The organism is Streptomyces sp. NPDC007945 (assembly GCF_042958885.1).
Classification (GTDB): domain Bacteria; phylum Actinomycetota; class Actinomycetes; order Streptomycetales; family Streptomycetaceae; genus Streptomyces.
On sequence record NZ_JBIBJV010000001.1, the window covers coordinates 110870 to 132982 of the forward strand.

General features: G+C 72.2%; 18 protein-coding genes. 6 read left to right on the forward strand and 12 right to left on the reverse strand.

Annotated elements, in window-relative coordinates; all coding sequences use genetic code 11:
• The first annotated feature begins 47 nt into the window (after positions 1 to 47).
• Positions 48 to 1016 carry a COX15/CtaA family protein gene (locus ACFZCF_RS00555; protein WP_391284749.1) on the forward strand — a complete coding sequence of 323 codons (969 nt, stop codon included), beginning with the start codon at positions 48 to 50 and terminating at the stop codon, positions 1014 to 1016.
• Between the two features lie 32 nt (positions 1017 to 1048).
• On the opposite strand, the gene ACFZCF_RS00560 is transcribed toward ACFZCF_RS00555, so the two are convergent.
• The 3 genes from ACFZCF_RS00560 to ACFZCF_RS00570 form a co-directional block, all read right to left on the reverse strand.
• A complete protein-coding gene (locus tag ACFZCF_RS00560; RefSeq protein ID WP_388439282.1) occupies positions 1049 to 2128 on the reverse strand; it encodes an amidohydrolase family protein in 1080 nt (359 codons plus the stop codon).
• 486 nt (positions 2129 to 2614) lie between these two features.
• Positions 2615 to 2959, reverse strand: a complete 345-nt coding sequence (locus tag ACFZCF_RS00565) for a hypothetical protein (RefSeq protein WP_388439285.1) — start codon at positions 2957 to 2959, stop codon at positions 2615 to 2617.
• Between the two features lie 94 nt (positions 2960 to 3053).
• Complete coding sequence (locus ACFZCF_RS00570) at positions 3054 to 4007, reverse strand: heme o synthase (RefSeq protein WP_391283678.1); 954 nt, start codon at positions 4005 to 4007, stop codon at positions 3054 to 3056.
• A gap of 378 nt (positions 4008 to 4385) precedes the next feature.
• Between ACFZCF_RS00570 and tkt the strand changes: the two genes are divergently transcribed.
• The 5 genes from tkt to pgl are packed head-to-tail and all read left to right on the forward strand — an operon-like array spanning position 4386 to position 10985.
• Positions 4386 to 6473 (forward strand): transketolase, encoded by a 2088-nt coding sequence (tkt, locus tag ACFZCF_RS00575; RefSeq protein ID WP_391283679.1) that lies wholly within the window; start codon positions 4386 to 4388, stop codon positions 6471 to 6473.
• A gap of 36 nt (positions 6474 to 6509) precedes the next feature.
• Entirely contained in the window at positions 6510 to 7634 is a 1125-nt protein-coding gene (tal, locus tag ACFZCF_RS00580) for a transaldolase (RefSeq protein ID WP_388439294.1), read from the forward strand.
• 5 nt (positions 7635 to 7639) lie between these two features.
• Positions 7640 to 9172: a glucose-6-phosphate dehydrogenase gene (zwf, locus tag ACFZCF_RS00585; protein ID WP_388439297.1), complete on the forward strand. Its 1533-nt coding sequence runs from the start codon at positions 7640 to 7642 to the stop codon at positions 9170 to 9172.
• Positions 9169 to 10236 carry a glucose-6-phosphate dehydrogenase assembly protein OpcA gene (gene opcA, locus ACFZCF_RS00590; RefSeq protein ID WP_388439300.1) on the forward strand — a complete coding sequence of 356 codons (1068 nt, stop codon included), beginning with the start codon at positions 9169 to 9171 and terminating at the stop codon, positions 10234 to 10236. Before zwf ends, opcA begins: the two co-directional genes overlap by 4 nt.
• Positions 10233 to 10985: a 6-phosphogluconolactonase gene (gene pgl / locus ACFZCF_RS00595; protein WP_388439303.1), complete on the forward strand. Its 753-nt coding sequence runs from the start codon at positions 10233 to 10235 to the stop codon at positions 10983 to 10985. Before opcA ends, pgl begins: the two co-directional genes overlap by 4 nt.
• 28 nt (positions 10986 to 11013) lie before the next feature.
• On the opposite strand, the gene ACFZCF_RS00600 is transcribed toward pgl, so the two are convergent.
• From ACFZCF_RS00600 to ACFZCF_RS00640, 9 genes are all read right to left on the reverse strand, one after another.
• A complete protein-coding gene (locus ACFZCF_RS00600) occupies positions 11014 to 12546 on the reverse strand; it encodes a PH domain-containing protein (RefSeq protein ID WP_391283683.1) in 1533 nt (510 codons plus the stop codon).
• Positions 12543 to 13043 (reverse strand): PH domain-containing protein, encoded by a 501-nt coding sequence (locus ACFZCF_RS00605; RefSeq protein ID WP_391283686.1) that lies wholly within the window; start codon positions 13041 to 13043, stop codon positions 12543 to 12545. The genes ACFZCF_RS00600 and ACFZCF_RS00605 overlap by 4 nt, the downstream gene beginning before the upstream one ends.
• Positions 13044 to 13046: 3 nt before the next feature.
• Positions 13047 to 14711 (reverse strand): glucose-6-phosphate isomerase, encoded by a 1665-nt coding sequence (gene pgi, locus ACFZCF_RS00610; protein WP_391283688.1) that lies wholly within the window; start codon positions 14709 to 14711, stop codon positions 13047 to 13049.
• 154 nt (positions 14712 to 14865) lie between these two features.
• Positions 14866 to 15201 carry an RNA polymerase-binding protein RbpA gene (locus ACFZCF_RS00615; RefSeq protein WP_003957010.1) on the reverse strand — a complete coding sequence of 112 codons (336 nt, stop codon included), beginning with the start codon at positions 15199 to 15201 and terminating at the stop codon, positions 14866 to 14868.
• Between the two features lie 77 nt (positions 15202 to 15278).
• On the reverse strand, positions 15279 to 15509 hold the full coding sequence (gene secG, locus ACFZCF_RS00620; RefSeq protein WP_031002768.1) for a preprotein translocase subunit SecG: 231 nt from the start codon (positions 15507 to 15509) through the stop codon (positions 15279 to 15281).
• Between the two features lie 105 nt (positions 15510 to 15614).
• On the reverse strand, positions 15615 to 16370 hold the full coding sequence (gene tpiA / locus ACFZCF_RS00625; protein ID WP_382804133.1) for a triose-phosphate isomerase: 756 nt from the start codon (positions 16368 to 16370) through the stop codon (positions 15615 to 15617).
• A 35-nt stretch (positions 16371 to 16405) separates the two neighbouring features.
• On the reverse strand, positions 16406 to 17617 hold the full coding sequence (locus ACFZCF_RS00630; protein WP_391283690.1) for a phosphoglycerate kinase: 1212 nt from the start codon (positions 17615 to 17617) through the stop codon (positions 16406 to 16408).
• Between the two features lie 118 nt (positions 17618 to 17735).
• Positions 17736 to 18746 (reverse strand): type I glyceraldehyde-3-phosphate dehydrogenase, encoded by a 1011-nt coding sequence (gene gap, locus ACFZCF_RS00635; protein WP_382904667.1) that lies wholly within the window; start codon positions 18744 to 18746, stop codon positions 17736 to 17738.
• Between the two features lie 223 nt (positions 18747 to 18969).
• Positions 18970 to 21924: a M14 family zinc carboxypeptidase gene (locus ACFZCF_RS00640; RefSeq protein WP_391283692.1), complete on the reverse strand. Its 2955-nt coding sequence runs from the start codon at positions 21922 to 21924 to the stop codon at positions 18970 to 18972.
• Between the last annotated feature and the right edge of the window lie 189 nt (positions 21925 to 22113).

Here is a 22113-nt window from a genome sequence, read left to right on the forward strand (position 1 = left end):
CCCGACAAGCCACCCCTCGTGAAAGCGTGCACAAGCCCGCGCCTACGATAGGGCCCGTGCAGACCCCCCTCGCCTTCATCGCCCAGCGCTGGACCCCGTCCCCCCGGATCCTCCGGCGCGCCGCGCTCTCCGCCGTCGTGATGAGCGTCCTCATCATCGTCACGGGCGGCGCGGTCCGGCTGACCGGTTCCGGTCTCGGCTGCGACACCTGGCCGAAGTGCACGGACGACAGCCTGATCGTCACCGCCGAGCAGGGCTTCCACGGCTTCGTGGAGTTCGGCAACCGGATGCTGACCTACGTCCTGTCGGCGGCCGTCGGCTGGGCCATCATCGCCGCGCGCTCAACGAAGCCGCTGCGGCGCGGCCTCACCCGCTGGGGCTGGGCCCAGTTCTGGATCGTGATGAGCAACGCCGTGATCGGCGGCGTCACCGTCTGGATGGGCCTCAACCCCTGGACCGTGGCCGGCCACTTCCTGGCCGCGAACGCGCTGCTCACCGTCGCCGTGATCACCTGGCACCGGGCAGGGGAGGGCGACACCGCCCCCCGCCCCCGCGTGCCCGGCCCGGTACGGAAGCTCTCCTGGGCGATCACGATCGTCTCGGCCCTGCTGATCGCGCTGGGCACCACGGTGACCGGCGCCGGCAAGCACGCGGGCGACAGCAGCGACGTGCCCCGCATGCCGTGGGACTGGACGAACGCCGCCCACGTCCACGCCATCGCCGCCTGGGCCGTCTGCGCCCTCGCCGTCGCGATGTGGCTGGTGCTGCGCGTCGTCGACGCCCCGAACGACATCCGCGCCCGCGCCCGCGAGCTGCTGATCGTGCTGCTCCTCCAGGGCGGCATCGGCTACGTCCAGTACCTCACCGGCGTCCCGGAGCTCTTGGTCGCCGCCCACATGCTCGGCTCCTCGCTGATGTGGATCGCGGTGGTGCGCCTGGCCCTGAGCCTGCGTGAGCGCCCGGTGGCCGCCCCGGAGATCCCGGCCCAGGCGGACCCGGAGCTCGCGAAGGCGTGAGCCCGGCTCGGGCCGGCCGGTAGGCCCGCGTCTCAGGCCAGCCGGTAGACCCGCGTGGCGTTCTGCGCCGCGATCATCGCGGCGACCCGCTGGGCGTCGGTGCGGGACCAGGCGCCGTCCTGGACCCAGGCGCCGAGCACCCGGCCGAGCGCCGTACGGAAGGCGCTGGCGGCGACCACGTGCAGCTCGGGCAGGGCGCGGGCCCCGCTGGAGTAGAGGAGCTTGCCGAACGGAGCGAGCTCCAGGACCTCGGCGACCACGTCCGCCGCCCGCGCCCCGGTGTGCGCCAGGGCGGCGCCCAGGTCGGCGTAGAGGTGCGGGAAGACGGCCGCCATCCGGGCGGCCGTGCGGTGGTGCGGCGCGCCGTGCACCAGCACGAGGTCGGCGCCGAGCCCGGCGGTGGCGGCGGCGAAGCCGGCCAGCCCGGCCGGGTCCCGGTCCCCGGTGTGGAGCTGGAGCGGCCGGCCCGCGCCCACCGCGAGCCACAGCAGTCGGCGCAGCAGCACCGGCGAGTCGAGGGGGCCTCCGGCGGTCCGCTGCGCGAGCCAGCGCCCGGCGGCGCGGCGGGTCTCGGCGCGCCCGGGGGATTCCGCCTCGGCGGCGAGGCCGCAGCGCGCGGCGGAGACCGAGGAGAAGGCCACGGAGCGCGTCGCGGCGTCCTGGACGGCCTCGGTGAGGTTCGCCAGGAAGGCGTCGACGGTGCCCGAGGTGTCGGCGACCTGTTCGGCGAGGGGTTCGAGGCGGACGATCTCGTGGGCGCGGGCCTCGCCCGCGGCGGCCAGCTCGGAGGGGCCGGTGAGGTCGCCGGGGAGGCCCGTGTCGACGAGGTAGGTGGCGATGCCGGCGGCGCGCAGCAGCCGGCGGCCGGTCTCGGCGACGCCGAGCTCCCGGCGGCGGGCGAGGTAGTGGGCCGGCGGGCAGTGCGGTTCGAGACCGAGGAGCGGCGGGCACCAGCGCCGTACGGCGAAGCCCGTCTGGGTGTCGAAGAAGGTGGTGCCGGAGGCGGGCATGACGGCGGCGGGGCCGAGGTGGGCCTCGAAGGTGCCGAGGCCCAGCTCCGTCCGGAGCACCCCGTGGCAGTACTGGTCCACCAGGCGCGGCGTGTCGATCATCTCGGGGGCTCCCTGCGTGGGCGTGTCTCCACACGTCCTAACGGGTGAACCCCGCACGAGGTTGTCGCCTCAGGCCTCCGGCGTCACCGGCAACCGGCAACCGGCAACCGGCATCACCGGATCCGGCCACCGCGCCGACCGGCCCGGCCGTCACGGGCCCTGCCGCCACCAGTCCGACCGCCGCCGGTCCGGCCGTCACCGGCCCTGCCGCAGCCGGTCCTACCGCCACCGGTCCTCCCGCCACAGGTCCTACCGCCACAGGTCCTGCCCCCACCAGTCCGACCCTCACCGGCCCTGCCGCAGCCGGTCCTACCGCCACCGGCCCTTCGCCACCGGTCCGGCCTCCACCGCTCCGGCCGTCACCGCTTCGGCGGCACGGGCTCGCCCGCGGCGGGCACGGCGGCACCGGCCCCCGCCCGTCCCAGGCCCCGCCCGTCCCGGCGCACGCCGTCGCAGGTCGAGGCCCCCGGGCCCAGGCGTCGCCGGTCAGGCGTTCGCGGGGCCGCCGAGCTGGATGCCGGCCATGCGGGTCCACTCGTAGGGGCCGGTGACGACCTTCGCGGCGAACTCGCCGTCGAACTCGTCGTGCAGGGTCAGCTCGGCCTTCTCGGCGGCCTGCCGGGCGATGGCGTGGGTGGGGGCCACCAGGTCGCCCCAGCCGCCGTCCTCGCCGACGAGGACGATCCGGGTGCCGGCCTGGCCGATGTGCGCGAGCTGGCCCTCGACGCCGCCGTGCTCCTTGCCGAAGGCGCGGATCTCCTTGGCCAGCTTGGCCGCCTTGCGCGCGTCGCGCGGGGCGACGGGCGTGGTCTCTTCCTTGGTGTCTGCCATGCCAAGGATGCTACCGAGCGGTAGATCGACTGACGACGGCCGGGCCGCGTGGGACAGCCCACACGACCCGGCCGCCGGAGCCGGAAGACCCGCGCTAGCGCAGGAAGGGGTCCACCGCGACCGCCACGAAGAGCAGCGAGACGTAGGTGATCGACCAGTGGAAGAGGCGCATCTCCTTGAGCTTCGCGCCGGTGACCTCGGCCTTGGCGCGGTTGAGCAGGCCGTGCGCCTCCCAGAGCCACCAGCCGCCGGTGGCCAGGGCGACGGCGGTGTAGAACCAGCCGGTGTAGCCCAGCGGGGTGAGCAGCAGCGAGACCGCGACCATCACCCAGCTGTAGGCGACGATCTGCCGGGCCACGACCTTGTTGGAGGCGACCACGGGGAGCATGGGCACGCCCACGCGCGCGTAGTCCTCCTTCACCTTCATCGAGAGCGGCCAGTAGTGCGGCGGCGTCCAGAAGAAGATGACCATGAAGAGGATGACCGCGGCCCAGGACATCGAGTCGGTGACCGAGGACCAGCCGATGAGGACCGGCATGCAGCCGGCGATGCCGCCCCAGACGATGTTCTGCGCGGTGCGCCGCTTCAGGAGCATCGTGTAGACCACGACGTAGAAGAGGAGCGCGCCGAGCGAGAGCCAGGCGGAGAGCCAGTTGACGAGCAGGCCGAACCACAGCGTGGAGACGACGGCGAGGGTGAGGCCGAAGACCAGGCCCTCGCGCGGCGACACCATGCCGGTGACCAGCGGGCGCTGCGCGGTGCGTTCCATCAGCGCGTCGATGTCGCGGTCGATGTACATGTTGAGCGCGTTGGCGCCGCCGGCGGAGAGGTAGCCGCCGAAGCAGGTGGCGAGCACCAGCCACAGGTCCGGCACGCCCTGCTCGGCGAGGAACATCACCGGAACGGTGGTGATGAGCAGCAGTTCGATGATCCGCGGCTTGGTCAGCGCCACGAATGCCTTGACGCGGGCCCCGAACGGCCGATGGCCCCCCGGGCCGTTAGCCAGGACGACCCCTGCGGGTCGGGACTCGACGGCCGTCACGCACACCCCTGACAGAGAAATTCCCAGCAAGTTCCCCGGATGAGCGCGGGGTGAAACTTGCGCGTACCACGCCACTGTAGACGTTGCCCAGACGCCGATCTTCGCGGGGGTGGGGTCGTGTTGGCGGGGTCCACCCACGGGCGCGCCTCCCCCCTCCTCCGCCCCCTCCTCCGGCTGCCCGCGCCCCCCTCGTATCAAGGGGCGGACACCCTTCGGCGCGCCGTTCGGGAGGCGAACCGCCACGGCCACCGGCACTCTTGCCATGTCCGCTCATTTGAGGGGCATGGACACGAAAAGAGGGGGCTTTTTCGGGGGTAGGCTCGACAACGCCGGTACACCCTCAGTCACCGGCTACAGACATGTGGAGAGGAGCCCTGACCCAGGGTGAGCACTAAGCCGACCACCACAGACCTCCAGTGGACCGATTTGGACCAGCGGGCCGTCGACACCGCCCGCATCCTGGCTGCGGACGCCGTACAGAAGGTCGGCAACGGCCATCCCGGTACGGCGATGAGCCTCGCACCGGCCGCGTACACCCTCTTCCAGAAGGTGATGCGCCACGACCCGTCCGATCCGGAGTGGGTCGGCCGCGACCGCTTCGTGCTCTCCGCGGGCCACTCCTCCCTGACCCTGTACACCCAGCTGTACCTGGGTGGCTTCGGTCTGGAGCTCGACGACCTCAAGGCGTTCCGCACCTGGGGCTCGAAGACCCCGGGCCACCCCGAGTACGGCCACACGGCCGGCGTCGAGACCACCACCGGCCCGCTGGGCCAGGGCGTGGCGAACGCGGTGGGCATGGCGATGGCCGCCCGCTACGAGCGCGGTCTCTTCGACCCGGAGGCGGCTCCCGGCACCTCCCCCTTCGACCACCACGTCTACGCCATCGCCGGCGACGGCTGCCTCCAGGAGGGCATCTCCGCCGAGGCGTCCTCGCTCGCGGGCCACCAGAAGCTCGGCAACCTGATCCTGCTGTGGGACGACAACCACATCTCGATCGAGGGCGACACCGAGACCGCCGTGTCCGAGGACACGATGAAGCGGTACGAGGCGTACGGCTGGCACGTGCAGCGCGTCGAGCCGAAGGCCGACGGCGACCTGGACCCGGCCGCCCTGTACGCGGCGATCAAGGCCGCCGAGGCCGAGACCGAGCGTCCGTCGTTCATCGCGATGCGCTCGATCATCGCCTGGCCGGCGCCGAACGCGCAGAACACCGAGGCCGCGCACGGCTCGGCGCTCGGCGACGACGAGGTCGCGGCCACCAAGCGCGTCCTGGGTTTCGACCCGGAGCAGAGCTTCGAGGTCACCGACGAGGTCATCGGCCACACCCGCGCGCTCGGCGAGCGGGGCCGCGAGGCCCGCGCCGCCTGGGACAAGCAGTTCGCCGAGTGGCGTACGGCCAACCCGGAGCGGGCCGCCGAGTTCGACCGGATCCAGGCGAACGAGCTGCCGGCCGGCTGGACGGAGAAGCTCCCCGTCTTCGAGGCGGGCAAGAGCGTCGCCACCCGCGCCGCCTCGGGCAAGGTCCTCCAGGCGCTGGGCGAGGTCCTCCCGGAGCTGTGGGGCGGCTCGGCCGACCTCGCGGGCTCGAACAACACGACGATCGACAAGTCGTCGTCGTTCCTCCCGGCGGGCAACCCGCTGCCGGAGGCGAACCCGTACGGCCGCACGATCCACTTCGGCATCCGCGAGCACGCCATGGCCGCGGAGATGAACGGCATCGCGCTGCACGGCAACACGCGGATCTACGGCGGTACCTTCCTGGTGTTCTCGGACTACATGCGCAACGCGGTGCGCCTGTCGGCCCTGATGCACCTGCCGGTGACCTACGTGTGGACGCACGACTCGATCGGCCTCGGCGAGGACGGCCCGACCCACCAGCCGGTGGAGCACCTGGCCTCGCTGCGCGCGATCCCGGGGCTGAACGTGGTCCGCCCGGCCGACGCCAACGAGACGGCGATCGCCTGGCGCGAGATCATGAAGCGGCACACCAAGGTCTTCGGCAAGGGCGCGCCGCACGGTCTGGCGCTGACCCGCCAGGGCGTGCCGACGTACGCGCCGAACGAGGACGCCGCCAAGGGCGGGTACGTGCTGTTCGAGGCCGAGGGCGGCTCGCCCGAGGTCGTCCTGATCGCGACCGGTTCCGAGGTGCACCTGGCCGTCGAGGCCCGGGAGCGGCTCCAGGCCGAGGGCGTCCCGACCCGCGTGGTCTCGATGCCGTCCGTGGAGTGGTTCGAGGAGCAGGACCAGACGTACAAGGACTCCGTCCTGCCGCCGTCGGTGAAGGCCCGGGTCGCGGTCGAGGCCGGTGTCGGCCTGACCTGGCACCGGTACGTGGGCGACGCCGGCCGGATCGTCTCGCTGGAGCACTTCGGTGCCTCGGCCGACGCGAAGGTCCTGTTCCGTGAGTTCGGTTTCACGCCGGAGGCCGTCGCTTCCGCCGCTCGGGAATCGATCGCCGCCGCCGCGCGCTGACGCGGATACGTACGACTTATTGGAGATGCAACTCTCATGACAGACGCTCTCAAGCGCCTCTCCGACGAAGGCGTCGCGATCTGGCTGGACGACCTCTCGCGTCAGCGGATCACGTCCGGCAACCTGGCCGAGCTCATCGACCAGTCCCACGTGGTCGGCGTGACGACCAACCCGTCGATCTTCCAGAAGGCGATCTCCGAGGGACACGGCTACGACCAGCAGCTGGCCGACCTGGCCGCCCGCAGGGTCACCGTGGAGGAGGCCATCCGCATGATCACGACGGCGGACGTCCGCGACGCCGCCGACATCCTGCGCCCGGTCTTCGACCGGACCGACGGCCAGGACGGCCGGGTGTCCATCGAGGTCGACCCGCGCCTGGCGCACGACACGGCCGCCACGACCGCCGAGGCGAAGCAGCTGGCCTGGCTGGTGGACCGGCCGAACACCCTCATCAAGATCCCCGCGACGAAGGCCGGCCTGCCGGCGATCACCGAGGTCATCGGCCTCGGCATCAGCGTCAACGTGACGCTGATCTTCTCGCTGGAGCGCTACCGCGCGGTCATGGACGCGTACCTGGCGGGCCTGGAGAAGGCCCGCGAGCGCGGCCTCGACCTGTCGAAGATCCACTCGGTGGCGTCCTTCTTCGTCTCCCGCGTGGACACGGAGATCGACAAGCGCCTGGACGGCATCGGCACCGACGAGGCCAAGGCCCTCAAAGGCAAGGCCGCGCTCGCCAACGCGCGGCTGGCCTACGAGGCGTACGAGGAGGTCTTCTCGGACTCCTCGGAGCGCTGGGCGGCCCTGGACAAGGCGCAGGCCAACAAGCAGCGTCCGCTGTGGGCCTCGACCGGCGTCAAGGACCCGGCGTACAAGGACACGCTGTACGTGGTCGACCTGGTCGCCCCCGGCACCGTGAACACCATGCCGGAGGCGACGCTGGAAGCCACCGCCGACCACGGCGAGGTCACCGGCGACACCGTGCGCGGCACGTACGACTCCTCCCGCGAGGTCCTGGAGGCCGTCGCGAAGCTGGGCATCGGCTACGACGAGGTGGTCCAGCTCCTGGAGGACGAGGGCGTCGAGAAGTTCGAGGCGGCCTGGAACGACCTGCTGGGCTCGACCGAGGCGGAGCTCAAGCGCCTCGCCCCTTCGGAGGGCTGACCACAGTGAGCACCGTCGACGGAGCCAACCCGCTCCGTGACGCCGCCGACCGACGGCTCCCGCGCATCGCGGGGCCGTCGGGCCTGGTCATCTTCGGCGTCACGGGCGATTTGTCCCGTAAGAAGCTGATGCCCGCCGTCTACGACCTGGCCAACCGCGGCCTGCTGCCGCCGGGCTTCTCGCTCATCGGCTTCGCCCGCCGCGAGTGGCAGGACGAGGACTTCGCGCAGGAGGTCCACGACGCGGTCAAGCAGCACGCCCGCACCCCCTTCCGCGAGGAGGTCTGGCAGCAGCTCATCCAGGGCATGCGGTTCGTCCAGGGCGACTTCGACAGCGACGAGGCCTTCGAGCAGCTGAAGGAGACCATCGAGGAGCTGGACAAGGCGCAGGGCACCGGGGGCAACTTCGCCTTCTACCTGTCCGTGCCGCCGAAGTTCTTCCCGCTGGTCGTCCAGCAGCTGAAGAAGCACGGCCTGGCCGACCAGAAGAACGGCTCCTGGCGCCGCGCCGTCATCGAGAAGCCCTTCGGCCACGACCTCGCCTCCGCCAAGGAGCTCAACGAGGTCGTCCACGAGGTCTTCCCGCCCGAGGCGGTCTTCCGCATCGACCACTACCTCGGCAAGGAGACCGTCCAGAACATCCTGGCGCTCCGCTTCGCCAACACGCTCTTCGAGCCGACCTGGAACCGGTCGTACGTCGACCACGTCCAGATCACCATGGCCGAGGACATCGGCATCGGCGGCCGCGCGGGATACTACGACGGCATCGGCGCCGCCCGTGACGTCATCCAGAACCACCTGCTCCAGCTGCTCGCGCTGACCGCGATGGAGGAGCCCGCCTCCTTCGACGCCGACGCGCTCGCCGCGGAGAAGACCAAGGTCCTGGGCGCGGTCCGGCTGCCGAAGGACCTGTCGAAGGCCACCGTCCGCGGCCAGTACGCGGCCGGCTGGCAGGGTGGCGCGAAGGCCGTCGGCTACCTCGAGGAAGAGGGCATCGACCCCCAGTCGAAGACCGACACCTACGCGGCGATCAAGCTGGAGATCGACAACCGCCGCTGGGCGGGCGTCCCCTTCTACCTGCGCACCGGCAAGCGCCTCGGCCGCCGGGTCACCGAGATCGCGGTCGTCTTCCAGCGCGCCCCGCACTCCCCCTTCGACCACACGTCGACGGAGGAGCTGGGCCGCAACGCCATCGTCATCCGGGTGCAGCCCGACGAGGGCGTCACCGTCCGCTTCGGCTCCAAGGTGCCCGGCACCCAGATGGAGATCCGGGACGTGTCGATGGACTTCGCCTACGGCGAGTCCTTCACCGAGTCCAGCCCCGAGGCGTACGAGCGGCTCATCCTGGACGTCCTGCTCGGCGACTCCAACCTCTTCCCGCGCGTGGAGGAGGTCGAGCTGTCCTGGAAGATCCTCGACCCGATCGAGCAGTACTGGGACAAGCACGGCAAGCCCGCCCAGTACGAGTCCGGGACCTGGGGTCCGGTCGAGGCGGACGAGATGCTCGCACGAGACGGCAGGAGCTGGCGCCGGCCATGAAGACCGACCTGACGGACACCACGTCCTCGAAGATCAACAAGGCGCTGGTGCTCGGGCGGCGGGCGATCGGGACCCCGGCCGTCGGCATGGTGCTCACCCTCGTCATCGTCACCGACGAGGAGAACGCCTACGACGCCCTGAAGGCGGCCAACGAGGCCTCCCGCGAGCACCCCTCGCGGACCCTCGTGGTCATCAAGCGGGGCTCGCGCTCGCCCCGGGACCGGGCCAACGCCCGGCTCGACGCCGAGGTCCGCCTCGGCGCCGACGCCGGCTCCGGGGAGACGGTGATCCTCCGGCTGTACGGCGAGGTCGTGGACCACGCCCAGTCGGTGGTGCTGCCGCTGCTCCTCCCGGACGCCCCCGTCGTCGTCTGGTGGCCGGTGAACGCGCCGACCGACCCGGCGAACGACCCGCTGGGCGCCCTCGCCCAGCGGCGGGTGACCGACACGTACGCCGCCGAGCAGCCCATCGAGGAGCTGACCGCGCGGGCGGGCACCTACACCCCCGGCGACACGGACCTGTCGTGGACCCGGATCACCCCGTGGCGCTCGATGCTGGCCGCCGCGCTCGACCAGGTCCACTGCACGGTGACCTCGGCCGACGTGGAGGGCGAGGAGTTCAACCCGAGCGTCGAGCTCCTCGCGATGTGGCTGGCCGAGCGGCTCAAGGTGCCGGTGCGGCGCTCCCGGTCGAACGGCCCCGGCCTCACCTCCGTACGGCTGCAGACCAGCGCCGGACCGATCGTCCTCGACCGGCCCGACGGCTCGCTCGCCACCCTCTCCATACAGGGGCAGCCGGACCGCGCGGTGGCGCTCAAGCGGCGCGAGACGGCCGAGCTGATCGCGGAAGAACTGCGCCGGCTCGACCCGGACGACACCTACGCGGCCTCGCTGCGGTACGGCCTGGAGCGGCTCGACGAGGAGGCGGCCGTCACCGCCCCCGCGCCCGAGCGGCCGGTGGACGTGACCGCGGCCCCCGCGGCGGAGGCGGAGCCGGAGGCCGGGGCGGAGAAGAGGGCGCCCGCGGCCAAGAAGGCCCCGGCGAAGAAGGCGGCGGCCAAGTGAGCGCCCCGCGCCGGGTGGTCCACCGGACCAAGGAGCTGATGGCCGAGGCCGCCGCGGCCCGGCTGATCACCGCGGTCGTGGACGCCCAGTCCGCCCGGGGCACCGCCTCGGTGGTGCTGACCGGCGGACGCAACGGCAACGGCCTGCTCGCCGCGCTCGGCGCGGCGCCCGCCCGGGACGCGATCGACTGGTCGCGGCTCGACCTGTGGTGGGGCGACGAGCGGTTCCTGCCCGAGGGCGACCCGGAGCGGAACGTCACCCAGGCCCGTGAGGCGCTGCTGGACCGGGTGCCGCTCGACCCGGCCCGGGTGCACGCCATGCCGGCCTCGGACGGCCCGTACGGGGACGACGCCGACGCCGCCGCGGCGGCCTACGCGGCCGAGCTGGCCGCGGCGGCCGGACCGGGCGCCGAGGTGCCGGCCTTCGACGTGCTGATGCTGGGCGTCGGACCGGACACCCATGTGGCCTCGCTCTTCCCGGAGCTGCCGGCGGTCCGGGAGACCGGCCGCACGGTGGTCGGGGTGCACGACGCGCCCAAGCCGCCGCCGACCCGGATCTCCCTGACCCTCCCGGCGATCCGGGCGGCCCGGGAAGTCTGGCTGCTCGCGGCCGGCGAGGACAAGGCGAAGGCCGCGGCCCTCGCGCTCTCCGGCGACGCGGACGAGGCGCGGGTCCCGGCCTCCGGCGCCCGCGGCACCGAGCGGACGCTGTGGCTGATGGACACGGCGGCGGCCGCGGAGCTGCCGTAGCACCGACCGGCCCGTGCGGAGGCCCGGTTCACCTCTCGGTGGACCGGGCCTCCGGCGTTCCGGCGGGCTCCAGGAAGGGCGCGAGCAGCCCCGGTACGGCCCGGTCGGCGAGGGCGAGGCCCTGGGACTCCCCCGCGTCCAGGACGTCGTAGGCGCCCTCCCCTGCGGCCGTGGTGGCGGTGACGGTGAGGATGCCGGCGCGGCGCTGGAAGTACGACTGCTTGACCGTCCAGCCGATGATCCCGGTCCGCCGCAGGGCGACGGTGGTCCGCCGTACCGTGCCCGAACGGGTCACCAGGTGGCCGCCGCTGACGGTGTGTCCGAGCGAGCGGTACGCGTCCCGGGCCAGCAGCACGGCGGGCGCCGCGAGCACCACGGTCCAGCCGGCCGCCACGTACAGCAGCACCGGCGTGAGGAGCGCCCCGAGGAGGGCGAGGACGGCGGCGGGCGGCAGCACGGCGGCGAGGGCCCAGCGGAGCCTGCGGGTGCGGGCGGCTCGGGGGTGGGCGGTCAGCGGGGCGGAGGTGGGCGGTTCGGGCTCGCGCAGCACCTCGGCGGCGACCCGGTCGGCGACGGCCCGGGGCGCGGCCGGCAGGAGGGCCTTGAGGTCGGTGTGCTTCTCGTCGTCGTCCTCGACGAGGCCGGTGGCGACGGCGTCGAGCCGGGCGGCTCCGAAGAGCCGGACGCCGAGGGGCTCGACCCGTTCGACGCCCCGCAGCCGGCGTTCCTCCAGGCTGACCGAGCGGGCGGTGAGCAGGCCGCGGCGGACCCGGAGGGTGCCGCCCGGTTCGCGTTCGAGCCGGAAGTTCCACCACATGTCGATCCAGAGCCCGAGGGCGCCGACCGCGCCGGCGAGGGTGGCGAGCAGGACCAGGGCGACGATCGTCCAGGGCAGCGACACGGAGGCGAAGCGGGCCCCTATCCAGTCGATGACCTCGGCCTGGGCGCCGAACCACTCGCTGACCTGCATGACCGCTCCGGCCGCGGCGCCGCCGAGGGCGGGGGCGACGAAGGAGACGGGGGCGTAGCGGATCCAGCGGGGGTCGAGGACGGCGAGGGTGCCGTCGCGGGCGGGGTCGGCCGCGTCGGCGGGGCGGGTGAGGAGCTCCCTGCGGAGCCGTTCGCCCTCGGCGCGGCTGACGAATTCGAGTTCCAGGGTGGACTCGCCGCCGCCGGTGGACTCGCCGGTGCCGATGCGGACCTTGACGAGGCCGGGGACGCGCTGGAGCGGATTGGCGGTGAGGTCGACGCTGCGGATGCGGTCGCGGGACAGCGAGCGGCGCTTGAGGAGGAGCAGGCCTGTGTGGAGTTCGACCCGGTCGGGGCCGATCCGGTAGCGGGTGCGCCGGCAGCGCACCCAGTCGGCGGCGGTGCCGCCGCCGACGAGGAGCACGGCGCCGGCGAGGACCCAGGCGACGGCCTGCGCCGCTGGTCGGCCGCCGGTCAGGCCGGCGGCCACGGGCACTCCGGCGCCGACCGCGATGCCGCAGAACACGGCGGCGGTGACGAGGAGGGTGCGCGGGTCGAGCCGCCGCCACTCCCCCTCGGGCCCCGCGCTCACGTGGCGTCCCCGGGGGTGGCCCGGGTCAGCGCGGTGAGCCGTTCGGCGAGCTCGGCGGCGAGCTCGTGGTCGAGCCCCTCCGCCCGCAGCGCGCCCTTGGAGGAGGCGGTGGTGACGGTGACGGTGGCGAGCCCGAAGAGCTGCTCCAGCGGGCCGCGTACGGTGTCCACGGTCTGGATCCGGGACATGGGGGCGATCCGCCACTCCTGCCACAGGGCTCCCGTGCGGATGTACACGGCCTCGTCGGTGACCTCCCAGCGGTGCACCCGGTACCACCAGGCGGGGAAGAACGCGGTGCCGGCCACCCCGACCGCGGCCAGGACGGCGGCCGCGGTGAGCAGCCAGGTCCTCGCCGGTCCGATCAGGGCGCCGAGCACGGCCAGGACCGCGACCGGGGCGGCGGTGGCGAGCAGGCACTGGGCCCGCCACCAGCCGACCGCCCTGCGGTCCACGGCGTTCCTCGGCGGCCGGAGCCGTACCGCGTCCTCCCCCGCCATGGCTCAGCTCCGGCCGCGCAGCGCGCGGTAGGCGGAGACGAGGGCCGCGGTGGAGCTGTCGAGGCCCTCGGTGTCGCCGTCGCCGGTGAGGACGGGCTCGATCTTCTTGGCGAGGACCTTGCCGAGCTCGACGCCCCACTGGTCGAAGGAGTCGATGTTCCACACGGCGCCCTGGACGAAGACCTTGTGCTCGTAGAGCGCCACCAGCTGGCCGAGGACCGACGGGGTGAGGGCGTCGGCGAGGATGGTGGTGGTGGGGTGGTTGCCCCGGAAGGTCTTGTGCGGGACGAGCTCCTCGGGCACGCCCTCGGCGCGCACCTCCTCGGGCGTCTTGCCGAAGGCGAGGGCCTGGGTCTGCGCGAAGAAGTTGGCCATGAGCAGGTCGTGCTGGGGGACCAGGCCGGGCAGCAGGTCGGCGACGGGCTGCGCGAAGCCGATGAAGTCGGCGGGGATGACCTTGGTGCCCTGGTGGATCAACTGGTAGTAGGCGTGCTGTCCGTTGGTGCCGGGGGTGCCCCAGACGACCGGTCCGGTCTGCCAGTCGACCAGCTCGCCCTGACGGTCCACGGACTTGCCGTTGGACTCCATGTCGAGCTGCTGGAGGTAGGCGGTGAACTTGGACAGGTAGTGGGAGTACGGCAGGACGGCGTGCGACTGGGCGTCGAAGAAGCCGCCGTACCAGACGCCGAGGAGGCCGAGCAGGAGCGGGGCGTTCTCCTCCGCGGGGGCGGTGCGGAAGTGCTCGTCGACGAGGTGGAAGCCGTCGAGCATCTCGCGGAAGCGGTCCGGCCCGATGGCGATCATCAGGGAGAGGCCGATGGCGGAGTCGTACGAGTAGCGACCGCCGACCCAGTCCCAGAACTCGAACATGTTGGCCGTGTCGATGCCGAAGTCCCGGACCTTCTCGGCATTGGTCGAGAGGGCCACGAAGTGCTTGGCGACGGCCTCCTGGCCGGCTCCGAGACCGGCGAGGAGCCAGTCGCGGGCGGAGGTGGCGTTGGTGACCGTCTCGATGGTGGTGAAGGTCTTCGAGGCGACGATGAAGAGCGTCTCGGCGGGGTCGAGGTCGCGGACGGCCTCGTGGAGGTCGGCGCCGTCGACGTTGGAGACGAAACGGAACGTCAGGTCCCGCTGCGTGTAGGGGCGCAGGACCTCGTAGGCCATGGCGGGCCCGAGGTCGGAGCCGCCGATGCCGATGTTGACGATGTTCTTGATCGGCTTGCCGGTGTGGCCGGTCCACTCGCCGGAGCGGATCCGGTCGGCGAAGCCGGCCATCTTGTCGAGGACGGCGTGGACCTTGGGGACGACGTTCTCGCCGTCGACCTCGATCACGGCCCCGCGGGGGGCGCGGAGCGCGGTGTGGAGGACGGCCCGGTCCTCGGTGGTGTTGATCTTCTCGCCGCGGAACATGGCGTCGCGCAGGCCGGCGACGTCGGTGGCGACGGCCAGTTCGCGCAGCAGCGCCAGGGTCTCGTCGGTGACGAGCTGCTTGGAGTAGTCCAGGTGGAGGTCGCCGACCCGCAGGGTGTAGCCGGTGCCGCGCTCCGGGTCGGCCGCGAACAGCTCGCGCAGATGGGTGTCGCCCAGCTGCTCCCGGTGCTTGCCGAGGGCCGCCCACTCGGGCAGTCGGTTGAGCCTGATGCGTCCTTCAGTGGTCATTTCGGACATCGCCCACTTCTTCTCGTACGTTTCTGCCCCGCTGCTCCTCCAACCTAATTGATCGCGCGGGGCGATCCGTGCCGCCGGTCCCGGACACGGCGAAGGGCCCTGGGAGCGAAGCCGGTTCGCGTCCAGGGCCCTTCGGCCGGTGTTCGTCCTGTGTTCAGATCTCGCCCCGCAGTTTGGCGAGCGCCTCGGCGAGGATGGCCTCGCCGTCCGCGTCGCTGCGGCGCTCCCGCACGTAGGCGAGGTGGGTCTTGTACGGCTCGGTGCGCGGCGGGTCCGGCGGGTTGTCCCGGTCCTGGCCGGCCGGGAAACCGCAGCGGGGGCAGTCCCAGGTGTCGGGGACCTGCGCGTCGCTCGCGAAACTCGGCTGGGTCTCGTGCCCGTTCGAGCACCAGAAGGAGATGCGGAGGCGCGGCGCCGACTCGCCCCGCTCGGCCTCACCCATCGGCCCCGCTCCGACCCGGCTTCCCCGGATCGCGTTGCCACTTGCCACGGTCGTAACTCCCTGCGTGATGGTGCTCGAAGATGCCCCAGTCTACGGAAGGCCCAACGCGCGTCCAGTGTGCGGAGTTACCCGTCCAGCTTCATGAGCAGACCAAGTACCACAATGCACGCGAACCACAGCACCCCGACCACGACCGTGATCCGGTCGAGGTTGCGCTCGGCGACCGAGGAGCCGCCGACGGAGGACTGCATGCCGCCGCCGAACATGTCGGAGAGGCCGCCGCCCTTCCCCTTGTGCATCAGCACCAGCAGCATCAGCAGGCCGCTGAAGACGATCAGGGCGATCGAGAACCCCATAACCACGGCTGGACCAACTTCCTCGGAGCTTGAAAAGGGACGGGGGCCGGGCGCCTGCCCGACCCCCGCAAGGGTACGACGGATCGCCTCCGCCGCTCTACATCGTCACTGGTCGCGGAAACGGACGATCTTGACGAACTCGTCCGCGTCCAGCGAGGCACCGCCGACCAGGGCGCCGTCGATGTCGGGCTGCGCCATGATCTCGGCGACGTTGCCGCCCTTGACGGAGCCGCCGTACTGGATGCGGATCTTGTCGGCGACGTCCTGCGAGTACAGCTCGGCGAGCTTGCCGCGGATGGCCCCGCAGACCTCCTGGGCGTCGGCGGCGCCGCAGACCTTGCCGGTGCCGATGGCCCAGACGGGCTCGTAGGCGACCACGACGGTCTCGGCCTGCTCGGCCGGGACGTCCTTGAGGCCGCCCTCGACCTGGGCGAGGGTGTGCGCGACGGCGTTCCCGGCCTCGCGCACGTCCAGCTCCTCGCCGACGCAGAGGATCGGGGTGATGCCGTGGGCGAAGGCGGCCTTCACCTTGGCGTTGCAGAGCTCGTCGGACTCGCCGTGGTACTGGCGGCGCTCGGAGTGGCCGACCGCGACGAAGGCGGTGTTCAGCTTGGCCAGCATGGCGCCGGAGATCTCACCGGTGTACGCGCCGGACTCGTGGGCCGACAGGTCCTGGGCACCGTACTTGATCTTCAGCTTGTCGCCGTCGATCAGGGTCTGCACGGAGCGCAGGTCGGTGAAGGGGACGAGGACGGCGACGTCGACGGCGTCGTAGTCCTTGTCGGTGAGGGTGAAGGCGAGCTTCTGGACGTGGGCGATGGCCTCCAGGTGGTTGAGGTTCATCTTCCAGTTGCCCGCCATCAGCGGGGTGCGGGTGGTGTCGGTCATCGTGGTGTTCACTTCTCCAGTGCGACGAGGCCGGGGAGCTGCTTGCCCTCGAGGTATTCGAGGGAGGCGCCGCCACCGGTCGAGATGTGGCCGAAAGCGTTCTCGTCGAAGCCCAGGATCCGGACCGCGGCGGCGGAGTCGCCGCCGCCGACCACGGTGAAGGCCGGGGAGTCGACGAGCGCCTGGGCGACGGCCTTGGTGCCCTCGGCGTAGTCGGGGTGCTCGAAGACGCCCATCGGGCCGTTCCAGAAGACGGTGGCCGCGTCGGCGAGCTTCGAGGCGTACAGCTTGCGGGTCTCCGGGCCGATGTCCAGGCCCTCCTGGTCGGCCGGGATGGCGTCCGCGGCGACCGTGGTGGGGTTCGTCGGGGCCTTGGCCTTCAGGTCCGGGAAGGACGGCGAGACCAGGACGTCGACGGGGAGGACGAACTCGACGCCCTTCTCCTCGGCCCGCTTGAGGTAGTCGAGCACGGCCGGGATCTGGTCCTCCTGGAGGAGGGAGATGCCGACCTCGTGGCCCTGGGCCTTGAGGAAGGTGTAGGCCATGCCGCCGCCGACGAGGATGCGGTCGGCCTTCTCCAGGAGGTGGTCGATCACGCCGAGCTTGTCGGAGACCTTGGCGCCGCCGAGGACGACCGCGTACGGCCGCCGGACGTCCTCGGTCAGCTTCTTGAGGACGCCGACCTCGGTGGCGATCAGGTAGCCGGCCGCGTGCGGCAGCTTGCCCGGGAGGTCGTACACCGAGGCGTGCTTGCGGTGCACGGCGCCGAAGCCGTCGCCGACGTAGACGTCGGCGAGGGCGGCCAGCTGGTCCGCGAAGGCGTCGCGCTCGGCGTCGTCCTTCGAGGTCTCGCCGGCGTTGAAGCGCAGGTTCTCGATGACGGCCACCTCGCCGTCGGCCAGGCCGGCGACGGTGGCCCGGGCGGACTCGCCGACCGTGTCGGTGGCGAAGGCCACCTCGGCGCCGAGCAGTTCGCCGAGCCGCGCGGCGGCCGGGGCGAGGGAGAACGCCGGGTCCGGGGCGCCCTTGGGGCGGCCCAGGTGGGAGGCGACCACGACCCGGGCGCCGGCGTCGGCGAGCGCCTTGACCGTGGGGACGACGGCGCGGATGCGGCCGTCGTCGGTGATGGCGGTGCCGTCGAGCGGCACGTTGAGATCGGCGCGGACGAACACCCGCTTGCCCTCGACGCCCTCGCCGAGAAGCTCGTCGATCGTCTTCATCTGTTCACTGACTCCTTGGTACGCGGTGGAGCACACGAGACAGGGCCCGCGCAGCGCTTCGTCGCGCTGCCCGAGCCCTGCTCACATCGAAAGCCCTGCCCTGTTGAACCCTAGTACGTCAGAGCTGGTCGCCGACGAAGGTGGTGAGGTCGACGAGACGGTTGGAGTAGCCCCACTCGTTGTCGTACCAGCCGAGGATCTTGACCGAGTTGCCGTCCTGGACCATGGTCAGCGAGGAGTCGAAGGTGCACGACGCCGGGTCGCTGACGATGTCCGAGGAGACGATCGGGTCCTCGGTGTAGAAGAGGATGCCCTTCAGCGGGCCGTCCTCGGCCGCCTTCTTGAAGGCCGCGTTGACCTCGTCCTTGGTGACCTCGCGGTCGAGGGTCACGACCAGGTCGGTGGCGGAGCCGGTGGGGACCGGGACGCGCATGGCGATGCCGTCCAGCTTGCCCTTGAGCTGCGGGAGGACCAGGGCGGTGGCCTTCGCGGCACCCGTCGTGGTCGGGATGATGTTCTCCGCGGCGGCGCGGGCGCGGCGCAGGTCCTTGTGCGGGAAGTCCAGGATGCGCTGGTCGTTGGTGTACGCGTGGACCGTGGTCATGAGGCCGCGGACGATGCCGAAGTTCTCGTCGAGGACCTTGGCCATCGGGGCGACGCAGTTGGTGGTGCAGGACGCGTTCGAGATGACGTCGTGGTTCGCCGGCTCGTACTTGTCCTGGTTGACGCCCATGACGATGGTGATGTCCTCGCCCGTGGCCGGAGCCGAGATGAGGACCTTCTTGGCGCCGCCGGCGAGGTGCTTCGCCGCGTCGTCGCGCTTGGTGAAGATGCCGGTGGACTCGATGACGATGTCGACGCCGAGCTCGCCCCAGGGGATGTCGGAGGGGTTGCGCTCGGAGAGGACCTTGATGGTGTGGCCGTCGACGGTGATGGTGTCGGCGGTGTGGGAGACCTCGGCCTTGAGGCGTCCCAGGATGGTGTCGTACTTCAGCAGGTGGGCCGTGGTCGCGGTGTCGCCCAGGTCGTTGACGGCCACGACCTCGATGTCGGCACCCTGCTCAAGGAGCGCGCGGAAGTAGTTGCGACCGATACGGCCAAAGCCGTTGATGCCTACGCGGATCGTCACGAACCGATCTCCTCGTATGAGTGCGCCGGGTGAAATGTCACACCGGCGAGATCTTGATTTTTTTGGGATGTCCCCGACCGCTTACGACCCTACCCCTCCGGGCGCCCCCGGGTGACATCAGGCGGAGCCGTTCGAGCCCGGAAAGTGACCGGAAGCCGGCCGACGGCCCGCACCTACCAACGGGTACGGACCGTCTTGGGACCTTTGTCCCCACTACGCTCCGTCAACGGCGGAGCGCGGTGAGGCCGCGGTCGAGGAGCCGCCGCCGCTCGGCCGCCGACGGGACGTGCTCCAGGCCGAAGCCGAGGAGGACGGTGTCACGCGTGGTGACGGCGGCGACCGAGTGGAAGAGGGCCGGCGAGCGGGTCCAGTCGGCAGCGTTGCCGGGGCTGCCGGGCGGCGCGCCGGGCACGGTCCAGGCGCCGAGCGAGCTCTCGAAGCCCTCACGCTCGGTGCCCGCCGCGGTGACGAGGCGGACGTCGTCGACGAAGGCGCCGGTCTCGCCGGTGCCCGGGTCGGAGACGTACGAGAGGGAGAGCTCGACCTGCTTGCCGGCGTAGGCGGAGAGGTCGACGGAGGCCTGCCGCCAGCCGTTGGAGGGGCCGGTGAAGGCGTTCCAGGCGCCGCTGGTTCCGGTGGGCACGCAGCCGTCCTCACCGAGGGTGAGGTAGCGGCCGAGGGCGGGGTGGAGCTTCAGGTAGTAGCCCTCGCCGCAGTCGGCGGGCGGCTCGGCGGAGGTGCCGCCGTTGCGGTCGGGCAGGGTGGTCCAGTCGTCCTGGCCGACGGTGCGGGCCTCGACGACGAGGTTGTCGTAGCCGGACTCGGTGTCGTGGCTGACCTGGAAGTCGAGCCGGGGGCCCGCGGCGGCGGTGGTGCCGGTGAGGTCGACGGTGCGGCTCAGCCGGGCCCAGGTGTCGTCGGCGTGCTTCACGGCGACGAAGGACGCGCCCTCGGCCGGTTCGAAGGGGGTGCGCAGGCCCGGGTAGTCGCCGGCCGGGGCGCTGGACGCGAACTGCGGGTACCGCTCCGGGTCCAGGCTGTCGGAGGTGACGGTGAACGCGCCTGCGTTGTCGAGCGGGTTGCCGTCGGCTGCGGCGAGCCCGGTGGGCGGTCCGGCGAGGCGGCCGGAGCCGGCGAAGGACGGCGGGGCGTCCAGGCCGGCCCGGTGGTAGGCGCCGAGCCAGTACTGGGCGAAGTCGTTGGACTCGGCCCGGCCGATCCGGGTCTGGCCGCCGGTCTTCTCACCGGCGTTGAGGAGCTTGCCGCCCTCGTTGAGGTAGGAACGGACGGCGAGCTCGACGGCCCCGGAGGGGCGCTCGGCGCCGGTGTACCAGACGACGGTGCGGAAGTGGGAGAGGGCGCCGAGGGCGTGCGGGGCGCCCTGCGTGGCGACGTCCCAGACGGCCGCCTTCCGGCCGGTCGCGGCGAGCGCCTCCGTGTACGCGGCGGCGTGCCGTGCGGCGCCCGTGCCGCCCTCCTCCGCGAGGACGAGGACGTCGCCCCGGGCACGCTCGCCGACCCGGTAGGTGAAGGGGGCGGTGGCGGTGGTCCCGCCGTCGCGGCCGCGGGCGGTGAACCAGACCTCGACGGAGTCGCCGGGCCGGGCGCCGCGCACCTCGCCGCGGTACTGGTCGTAGGAGAGATTGTCCTCGCCGCCGTAGGTCTCGCCGCCCTCCCAGGCCTCGACCCCGGCGCGGTGGGCGCGGCCGCCGTTGATCCGGTAGTGGAGGGTCTTGGCGCGCAGCGACTTGCGGGCGGTGACGGCCACCTGCTGCGCCTGGCCGGCGGCGGCGTAGGAGGTGGTGAAGGCGTCGGGGGTGAGGGCGGGGGCCGGGGCGCCGACCGGGGAGACCGGGTCGTCGGGGCGGGCGGCCGCCTCGGCGACGGCGAGCGCGAAGGGGACGTTCTTGGCGAACTCGGCCTGGATCAGCTTCTCGTCGTCGGGGAAGGTGAAGACGGAGGCGCAGTCGGCGGCCTCCCAGGCGTCGTTCGGGTCGACGCGGGAGGCGGTGGCGCAGGTGGACATCTCGGGGGTGAACATCTGCATGCCGTTGACGTTGGCGGCGTGTCCGTCGGCCTCGCCGTTGGTGGTGTACAGCTCGGAGGCGACCTGCGGCCGGTAGCCGGGCACGGCGGAATTCTGCGGGGTGCCCGCGAGCGCCTTCAGGACGGTGTCGTCGGGCGTGTCGGTGGCGACCTGCCAGCCGACGCCGTAGAGCAGCAGCTGGGCGGCGGAGTGGTAGTTGACGCCGTACGAGAAGCCGATGCGCTTCTGGAAGGCGTCCAGGGCCCGGGTCTCCGGCTCGGACATGGGGCCCTTGCCGCGGAAGGTCTCGTCGGCCGGGTCGGGGGACGAGCCCTCGTCGTCGTAACCCCACTTGTAGGAGAAGTTCCGGTTGAGGTCGACGCCGTCGCCGCCGCCGATCCTCCCGTCGCCGTCGTTGTCGCGGAGGTTCTTGCGCCACTGCCGGTTGGCCGGGTCGGCATGGGTGAAGTCGTAGCCGTCGGGGTTGGCCGAGAGCACGAACCACAGCTCGGTGGAGTCGACGATCCGGGTGATCCGCTCGTCGGTCCCGTAGTTGTCGAGGTAGTGGTGGAGCAGCCGCCGGGTCATCTCCGGGGTGATCCACTCGCGGGCGTGCTGGTTGGAGAGGTACAGCGTGGCCGGCTTGGCGCCGTCCCTGGTCTTCCCCGCCCCCTTGCTGACCTTGACGGCGAGGATGTCCTGGCCCTTGAGGCTCTTGCCGAGGGAGACGACCTTGGTGAGGCCGGGGTGACCGGCGGCGGTGGCGAGGATCTCCTCCTTGAGCCCGCCGGGGCCGCCGTAGGGGCGGAAGACGCCGTCGCCGGCGGCGGCCGCGCGCCGGGCGGCGGCCGGCCCCGGGTCGTGCTCGGTGAGCGTGACGCCCCGGCCGCGCAGGGCGCCGGCCTGCGCCTCGGTGAGGTACAGCTCGACGGTGGCGGTGCCGCGCTCGGGCACCCGCTCGGTCAGTTCGTGCGCGTCGGTGCCGGCCTCCAGGAGCAGGGGCACCTGCTCCTGGGTGACCGTGGCGCGCCAGACGGAGAGGGCGTCCCCGCCCTCCGGGTCCCCCGGCCGCGCTCCGGCGGCGGGTGCCGCCGCGATGCCCGCGACCAGCAGGGAAGCGGCGGCGAGGATCGCCCGCGCTTTTCGTCTCATGAGCCCCCCTTGGTGTGTTCCGTCACGAAGGTGAACGGAGGCCAGGCTCTGGGGCGCTCATGGCCCTGTCAAGGGCGCCTCGCGGCAACGACCTTCGGGCGGCGCAATGATGGCGGTGGCTCAGAAACGTTTCACCGCGAGGGGGTTCGCGGTTCCGCGGGTACGGGTACGGGGAGGCGGGCGGGTCGC

Bases quoted from the DNA above. Each gene is read 5' to 3' on its own strand.
- secG (WP_031002768.1), bottom strand. From the start codon at position 15,509: ATGGGGTTCTCGATCGCCCTGATCGTCTTCAGCGGCCTGCTGATGCTG.
- ACFZCF_RS00565 (WP_388439285.1), bottom strand. From the start codon at position 2,959: ATGGCAGACACCAAGGAAGAGACCACGCCCGTCGCCCCGCGCGACGCG.
- pgi (WP_391283688.1), bottom strand. From the start codon at position 14,711: ATGTCCGAAATGACCACTGAAGGACGCATCAGGCTCAACCGACTGCCC.
- ACFZCF_RS00640 (WP_391283692.1), bottom strand. From the start codon at position 21,924: ATGAGACGAAAAGCGCGGGCGATCCTCGCCGCCGCTTCCCTGCTGGTC.
- opcA (WP_388439300.1), top strand. From the start codon at position 9,169: ATGAAGACCGACCTGACGGACACCACGTCCTCGAAGATCAACAAGGCG.
- ACFZCF_RS00630 (WP_391283690.1), bottom strand. From the start codon at position 17,617: ATGAAGACGATCGACGAGCTTCTCGGCGAGGGCGTCGAGGGCAAGCGG.
- tal (WP_388439294.1), top strand. From the start codon at position 6,510: ATGACAGACGCTCTCAAGCGCCTCTCCGACGAAGGCGTCGCGATCTGG.
- ACFZCF_RS00605 (WP_391283686.1), bottom strand. From the start codon at position 13,043: ATGGCGGGGGAGGACGCGGTACGGCTCCGGCCGCCGAGGAACGCCGTG.
- tpiA (WP_382804133.1), bottom strand. From the start codon at position 16,370: ATGGCGGGCAACTGGAAGATGAACCTCAACCACCTGGAGGCCATCGCC.
- ACFZCF_RS00560 (WP_388439282.1), bottom strand. From the start codon at position 2,128: ATGATCGACACGCCGCGCCTGGTGGACCAGTACTGCCACGGGGTGCTC.